Genomic DNA, 6805 nt, shown 5'->3' with positions numbered 1-6805 from the left:
GGTCGGCGGAATAGGCGATGACCTCGCAGCCGTACTCTTCCACCAGCCACTTGAGGATGATCGAGGTGTCAAGGCCCCCCGAGTAGGCCAGAACGACTTTGTTGACGCTTCCCTTCTTGGACATGAACGTGTCTCCTGAGGTTGAAATGGGAAGGGTGAAAACCAGAGCCTTCCTTAGAGTTTGACCACCAGGGTGGCCGCCAGTCGGTCGTGCAGACCCTGTTTGCGACGGTCGAAGGCGACCATGAGAAAGCCGATGCCGAACAGCGCCCCGGAAATGAACTTGCCGATCACCTCGCGCACGAAGGCCCGCGCGTAACCGACGGGCCGACCATCCTCCCGCACCACCTGGATGCGCAGGGCCATCTTGCCCGGGGTCTGGCCGCAATAGCCGGTGAAAAACACCTTGTAGGTCTGCCACAGGGCGAAATTAAACAGACCCAGGGTCAGGACCATGAGGTGGGTGGTTTCCGGACCCGGCCCCAGGGCGGTGCGTCCGGCCCAGCCGAGCAGGCCGCCGAGCACCATCTGCACCAGGCTCACCAGTAGACCGTCGATGAGGGCCGCCGTCACCCGCAGCCAGAAGCCGGCGGGCAGGCTCGTCGCCGGTGCTTCAGGCCCCTGCTCCGGCGCCACCCTAACCTTAGCATATTCCGCCTCGGATTGCGGCGGCGCGCCAATGTTCCCCTGTTCCCTGGGCGCCCGAGCAGCGGCCGGATAGCGAAACACCTCCGCGCAGCGCGGGCAGGTGACCCGTGCCGGACCCTCGGGCAGGCGCTCCGGCGCGATCTCGCGGCTGAAGCCGCAGGCGGGGCAGGTCAGGGTCATGCCATGAGCGTCGCGAGAATGGCCTTTTGCACATGCAGGCGGTTTTCCGCCTCGTCAAAGACGATGGAGTGCGGACCCTCGATGACCTCGTCGGTAATCTCCTCGCCGCGATGGGCGGGAAGGCAGTGCATGACCAGGCAATCGGCGGCGGCGCTTTTCAGCAGGCCGGCATTGATCTGGTAGCCCTGGAAGGCGATTTCGCGTTCCTTCTGCTCGGCTTCCTGGCCCATGCTCGCCCACACGTCGGTATTGAGGACGTGGGCGCCGCGCGCCGCTTCGGCGGGGCTGGCGGTGTAGCTGACGCGCGCGCCCCGTTGGCGCGCCCGCTCCATGACGGCGGCATCGGGCCGGTAGGCGTCGGGCGTGGCGACGCGCAGCTCGAAGCCGAACACGGCGGCCGCGTTGATCCAGGAATTGGCCATGTTGTTGCCGTCGCCGATCCAGCAGTAGACGAGTTCGCGCCAGTTGGGGCGCTGCTCGCTGACGGTGAACAGGTCGGCCATCACCTGGCAGGGATGGTAGAGATCGGTGAGGCCGTTGACCACCGGCACGCTGCTGCACGCGGCGAATTCTTCCACCGCCGCCTGGGAAAAGGTGCGGATCATCACCCCGTCGACGTAGCGCGCCATGCAGCGCGCCGTGTCCTTGATGGGCTCGCCGCGCCCCATCTGGGTGTTGCCCGAGGAGAGAAACAGGGCGTGGCCGCCCAACTGAAACATGCCGACCTCGAAGGATACGCGGGTGCGCGTCGAGCTTTTCTCGAAAATCATGCCGAGGGTCTTGCCCTTGAGCAGATGATGCTCCTCGCCGCGCTTCTGCTTGGCCTTGAGCTCGCGGGTCAGGTCGAAAATCGCTTCCAACTCCTCGCGGCGCCAATCAGTCAAACACAAAAAGTCTTTTTTCAAAATCAAACTCCTCAAACTCTTTTGCACCGCGGAGGTCGCCAAGATCGCTGAGAAAATCAGAAAAGGTTTTTTTCCCTCGGCGCTCTCCGCGGTCTTTGCGGTGAAAGGTTTTTTTAGATGTCTTGCAACACGCTCTCAAGTATCGCCAGCGCCTCGTCGATCTCTTCCCGGGTGACGATAAGCGGCGGCAGAAAACGCAGCACCTTGCCCATGGTGCAGTTGAGCAGCAGGCCGCGGCTCAGGCATTTCTTGACGATGTCGCCGCCCTCGATGGACAGTTCCATCCCATATATCAGACCGCGGCCGCGCACCTCGACGATAAAAGCGTAGCGCTGCTTGAATTCTTCCAGACGCTGCCGCAGATAGGTGCCCATGGCCCGGCAGTTGTCGAGCACGCCGTCCTCCAGCAGGGTGCGCAGGGCGGAGACACCGGCGGCGGTCATCAGGGGATTCCCGCCGAAGGTCGAGCCGTGGGTGCCGGGACCCAGGGTCTCGACGTATTTTTCCCGATAGACCATGGCGCCGATGGGCGGGCCGCCGGCCAGGGCCTTGGCCAGGGTCATGATGTCGGGCTCCACCCCTTCCTGCTCGTAGGCGAAGAGCGTTCCGGTGCGGCCGCAGCCCACCTGCACCTCGTCGAAGACCAGCAGCAGGTCCTTGGCGTCGCACAGCTCGCGCACCGCCCGCAGGTAGCCGGGCGGCGGCACGTTGACGCCCCCTTCGCCCTGTACGGGTTCGAGCATCACGGCGCAGATGTTGGGCGACACGGCGGCGCGCAGGGCTTCGATGTCGCCGAAGGCCACGTACTTGAAGCCCGGCACCACCGGCTCGAAGCCGACCCGGACCTTGTCCTGGCCGGTGGCGGCGATGGTGCCGATGGTGCGTCCGTGAAAGGAGGCCAGGGCGGTGATCACCTCGAAGCGATTTTCGCCATGGGCTTCGCGGCTATGCTTGCGCACCAGCTTCATGGCCGCCTCGTTGGCCTCGGCGCCCGAGTTGCAGAAAAACACCCGGTCGCCGAAGGAGTGGCGGCAGAGAAGCTCGGCCAACTCAATCTGGGCGGGGATGTGGAAATAGTTGGAGACGTGCAGCAGGGTCGCGGCCTGTTCCTGCAAGGCCTTGACCACCTTGGGATGGCAATGGCCGAGGTTGTTCACCGCCACCCCGGCGAGAAAGTCGAGATACTCCTTGCCGTCCACGTCCCACAGCCGGCAGCCCTCGCCCCGCGCCGCCACCAGGGGATAGCGGCCGTAGGTTCTGGCGATATGCCGCTCGGCCCTCTCGATCCATTGTGCGGAGTTGCTCATTTCTTGAACCTCGCCACGGCAGTGCCGACGCCCTTGTCGGTGAAGATTTCCAGCAGGCAGGCATGCTCCATGCGCCCGTCGATGATGTGGGTCTTGTGCACGCCCTCCTCCACCGCATCCACGCAGCAGTTGACCTTGGGGATCATGCCGCCGGTGATGGTGCCGTCGTTGATCAGGTCGGGCACGCGCTCCACGTCGATGGTCGAAATCAGCCGCCCCTCCTTGTCCTTGACCCCTTCCACGTCGGTGAGCAGGATCAATTTTTCGGCGCGCAGGGCGCCGGCGATGCGGCCCGCCACCAGGTCGGCGTTGATGTTGTAGGTTTCGCCGTTGAGGCCGACGCCGATGGGTGCGATCACGGGGATGAAATGGCTTTTTTCCAGCGCTTCGATGATCGCCGGATTGACGCTTTCCACCTCGCCCACATGACCGATGTCGATGATTTCCGGGGTCAGGGTGTCGGGGTTGATCTGGGTCATCTCCATCTTGCGCGCGATGAGCAGTCGCCCGTCCTTGCCCGTGAGCCCCACTGCCTTGCCGCCGTGGCGGTTAATGTTGTTGACGATCTCCTTGTTGACCTGAGCGCCGAGCACCATTTCCACCACGTCCATGGTCTCGCGGTCGGTGACGCGCATGCCCTGCACAAAGCGCGACTCCTTGCCCAGGGCCTTGAGCAGCTTGCCGATCTGCGGCCCGCCGCCGTGCACCACCACCGGATTGAGGCCGATGAATTTCATCAGGATGATGTCCTGGGCGAAGCTCTCCTTGAGGCGATCCTCCACCATGGCGTTGCCGCCGTACTTGATGACGATGGTGGCGCCGGAGAAGCGCTTGAGCCAGGGCAGGGCTTCGAGCAGAACGTTGGCTTTGGCGATGATTTCCTGCATGTCGGCAATCCGTGGTTGGCGGTTGTGGGTGTAGGGGCGCACTGATGTGCGCCCAGGGCGGATGCAATCCGCCCCTACAGGATATACCGGGACAGATCCTCGTCCTTGACGATGTCCGCCAGTTTGTCGCGCACGTAGGCGGCGTCGATGGTCATCTGCTTGGCTCCCAGCTCCGGGGCGCGAAAGGAGAGCTCCTCGAGCATCTTCTCCAGAATCGTATGCAGGCGCCGCGCGCCGATGTTCTCGGTGCGCTCGTTGACCAGTTGCGCGGTGCGGGCGATTTCGCCCACCGCATCCTCGGTGAACACCAGATCCACCCCCTCGGTGGCCAAAAGCGCCCGATACTGACGCGTCAAGGCGTTTTTCGGTTCACTGAGGATGCGCACGAATTCCGCCTCGCCGAGGCTCTCCAGTTCGACGCGGATGGGAAAGCGGCCCTGAAGCTCTGGAATCAGGTCCGAGGGCTTGCTGATGTGAAAGGCGCCGGCGGCGATGAACAGCACGTGATCGGTGCGCACCGGTCCGCACTTGGTGTTGACCGTGCTGCCCTCGACGATGGGCAGGATGTCGCGCTGCACCCCCTCACGCGAGACGTCGGGGCCGCGGCCATGCTCGGAGCCGGCGATCTTGTCGATCTCGTCGATGAAGATGATGCCGCTCTGCTCGACGCGTTCCTTGGCCAGGGCCTTGACCTTGTCCATGTCCACCAGGCGCTCGGCCTCATGCTCGATGAGCAGTTCGCGTGCCTCGCTGACGCGCACCCGGCGGCGCTTGTTCTTCTTCGGAAAGAGATTGCCGAACATCTCCTTGAAGCTCGATCCCAACTCCTCCATGCCCTGAGGGGTAAAGACCTCAAGGGAGGGCGTCTTGCTCACCTGAATGTCGATTTCCACCAGGCGGTCGTCGAGCTCGCCCATGCGCAGCTTGCGCCGCAGCTTGTCGCGGGTGGTCTCGCGACCCTCGCTCTCGCTGATTTGCAGGGCCGCGCTCTCGCCGGGCAGCAGCAGGTCGAGAAGGCGCTCCTCGGCCAGATCCTCGGCCTTGAGTCGCACTTTTTCCGCTTCCTCCTCGCGCACCATGATGATGGCCAGATCCACCAGGTCGCGCACCATGCTCTCCACGTCGCGGCCGACGTAGCCGACCTCGGTGAACTTGCTCGCCTCGACCTTGATGAAGGGCGCCTGGGCCAGCTTGGCCAGGCGCCGCGCGATCTCGGTCTTGCCCACGCCGGTGGGGCCGATCATGATGATGTTTTTCGGGGCGATTTCGTCGCGCAGCTCGGCGGGAACCTGCTGGCGACGCCAGCGGTTGCGCAGGGCGATGGCCACGGCGCGCTTGGCGGCGTTCTGCCCGACGATGTAGCGGTCGAGCTCGGATACGATCTCCCTTGGGGTGAAGTTGTTCACGACAGGGTCTCCAGCTTGATCTGGTCGTTGGTGTAAATGCAGATGCCGGCGGCGATGCGCATGGCCTGCTCGGCGATTTCTCCCGCACCCAGGGGTGAGTGCTCCGCCAGGGCGCGCGCCGCGGCCAGGGCAAAGGGGCCACCCGAGCCGATGGCGGCGATGCCGTCGTCAGGCTCGATGACGTCGCCCGCGCCGCTGATCACCAGGGTCGATTCGCGGTCGGCCACCACCAGCAGGGCCTCGAGGCGGCGCAGCACGCGGTCGGTGCGCCAGTCCTTGGCCAGGGACACGGCGGCGCGGGTCAGGTTGCCGCGAAATTCCTGCAATTTGCCCTCGAATTTCTCAAACAGGGTAAAGGCGTCGGCGGCGCTGCCGGCGAACCCGGCGAGCACCCGACCGTCGTTCATGGTGCGGATCTTGCGCGCCGAATGCTTCATCACCGTGTTGCCGAAGGTCACCTGACCGTCACCGGCCAGGGCCACGACGCCGTCCTTGCGCACGCAGAGGATGGTGGTTGCGTGAAACATGAATCCTCCCGGATAAAAAAAAGCGGCCCGGCCGCGGAAAAATATCGAGAATATAACACAGCGCCCCGATCCTACAAAGGCAAAATTCGGGCAAAATCCGGCGGGAAAAAAATCAGCGGGGCAGGGTCAGGACGGCGGTGGTGCCGCGGCCGGGCTCACTTTCGAGGCTCAGGCTGCCGCCCAGATTGTGCACGAAGCTGCGGGCATAGAACAGGCCAAGGCCGAAGCCGCGTACCTGGCCGGTGCGGGCAGGGTCGATCTGGTAGAACTTCTCGAAAACCCGCGGCAGTTCCTCGGCGGCGATGCCCACGCCGGTGTCGCGCACCTCCAGGCGCAGGCCGGGTTCCCCGAGGGTTGCCTGGAGGCTGACGCTGCCACCGCTGTTGGTGAACTTGATCGCGTTGTCGAGCAGCGCGAACAGGGCGAAGCTCAGCTGCTCGCGGTCGGTATGAATTGGACCCAGGGCCGGGTCGAGGTCCAGGACCAGGTCGATGTTCTTGGCCTGGGCGCGCGGGCGCAGACTGCCGATGAGCTCGCGGCACAGGGCGGCCGTGTCGACCTCGGCGAGGCGCGGCGGTCCCTCGCGCAGGATCACTTGGCTGAAGGCGAGCAGGTCCTGAATCAGGCTTTCCAGGTAGGCCGACTCCTCGAGAATCATCCGCAGGGTTGTCTGAAAGCTTGGGTCGCTCGCGTCGCCGATGCCCTGCGCGAGATTCTGCATGAACAGGGAAATGGCGGTGGTCGGCGTCTTGAGCTTGTGCGAGATGAGGCCGAGAAATTCGGTCTTGAGCCGGTCCATGCGCTTGAGGGACAAAAGCTCGGCGCGCAGGGCCTTTTTTTCCAGGACGCGGTTGATGGTGGTGCGCAGTTGCAGCAGGTTGATGGGTTTGCTGATGAAATCGTCGGCGGCGGCCTGCAGGGCCTGCAGGATGATCTCCTTGTCGG

8 protein-coding genes are annotated in these 6805 nt (G+C 64.3%); all 8 read right to left on the bottom strand.

Annotation, left to right across the window (positions count from 1 at the left end; translation table 11 throughout):
* Positions 1-124 (bottom strand): argininosuccinate synthase domain-containing protein (locus tag QAT43_RS13535; RefSeq protein WP_305043614.1); only part of this gene is annotated, 124 nt, incomplete at its 3' end.
* Positions 125-174: 50 nt separating this feature from the next.
* Entirely contained in the window at positions 175-828 is a 654-nt protein-coding gene (locus QAT43_RS13530; RefSeq protein ID WP_305043613.1) for an RDD family protein, read from the bottom strand.
* Positions 825-1733, bottom strand: coding sequence for an ornithine carbamoyltransferase (gene argF / locus QAT43_RS13525; RefSeq protein ID WP_442900269.1), 909 nt, complete (start codon positions 1731-1733; stop codon positions 825-827). The genes QAT43_RS13530 and argF overlap by 4 nt, the downstream gene beginning before the upstream one ends.
* A 113-nt stretch (positions 1734-1846) precedes the next feature.
* Positions 1847-3040, bottom strand: coding sequence for an acetylornithine transaminase (locus tag QAT43_RS13520; RefSeq protein ID WP_305043611.1), 1194 nt, complete (start codon positions 3038-3040; stop codon positions 1847-1849).
* Positions 3037-3927 carry an acetylglutamate kinase gene (argB, locus tag QAT43_RS13515; RefSeq protein ID WP_305043610.1) on the bottom strand — a complete coding sequence of 297 codons (891 nt, stop codon included), beginning with the start codon at positions 3925-3927 and terminating at the stop codon, positions 3037-3039. The genes QAT43_RS13520 and argB overlap by 4 nt, the downstream gene beginning before the upstream one ends.
* 74 nt (positions 3928-4001) lie before the next feature.
* A complete protein-coding gene (hslU, locus tag QAT43_RS13510) occupies positions 4002-5333 on the bottom strand; it encodes an ATP-dependent protease ATPase subunit HslU (RefSeq protein ID WP_305043609.1) in 1332 nt (443 codons plus the stop codon).
* Positions 5330-5860 carry an ATP-dependent protease subunit HslV gene (gene hslV / locus QAT43_RS13505; RefSeq protein WP_305043608.1) on the bottom strand — a complete coding sequence of 177 codons (531 nt, stop codon included), beginning with the start codon at positions 5858-5860 and terminating at the stop codon, positions 5330-5332. The genes hslU and hslV overlap by 4 nt, the downstream gene beginning before the upstream one ends.
* A 112-nt stretch (positions 5861-5972) precedes the next feature.
* Positions 5973-6805, bottom strand: an 833-nt coding sequence (locus tag QAT43_RS13500; protein ID WP_305043607.1) for an ATP-binding response regulator, incomplete at its 5' end; no start/stop codon positions are given.

The sequence above is a fragment of the Geoalkalibacter sp. genome (genome assembly GCF_030604225.1).
GTDB lineage: Bacteria > Desulfobacterota > Desulfuromonadia > Desulfuromonadales > Geoalkalibacteraceae > Geoalkalibacter.
Note: the sequence above shows the minus strand (reverse complement) of the source record. Positions and strands in the feature narration are given on the sequence as shown.

Coding starts and splice junctions, on each gene's coding strand:
- QAT43_RS13530 (WP_305043613.1), bottom strand. CDS start 828: ATGACCCTGACCTGCCCCGCCTGCGGCTTCAGCCGCGAGATCGCGCCG.
- QAT43_RS13520 (WP_305043611.1), bottom strand. CDS start 3,040: ATGAGCAACTCCGCACAATGGATCGAGAGGGCCGAGCGGCATATCGCC.
- argB (WP_305043610.1), bottom strand. CDS start 3,927: ATGCAGGAAATCATCGCCAAAGCCAACGTTCTGCTCGAAGCCCTGCCC.
- hslV (WP_305043608.1), bottom strand. CDS start 5,860: ATGTTTCACGCAACCACCATCCTCTGCGTGCGCAAGGACGGCGTCGTG.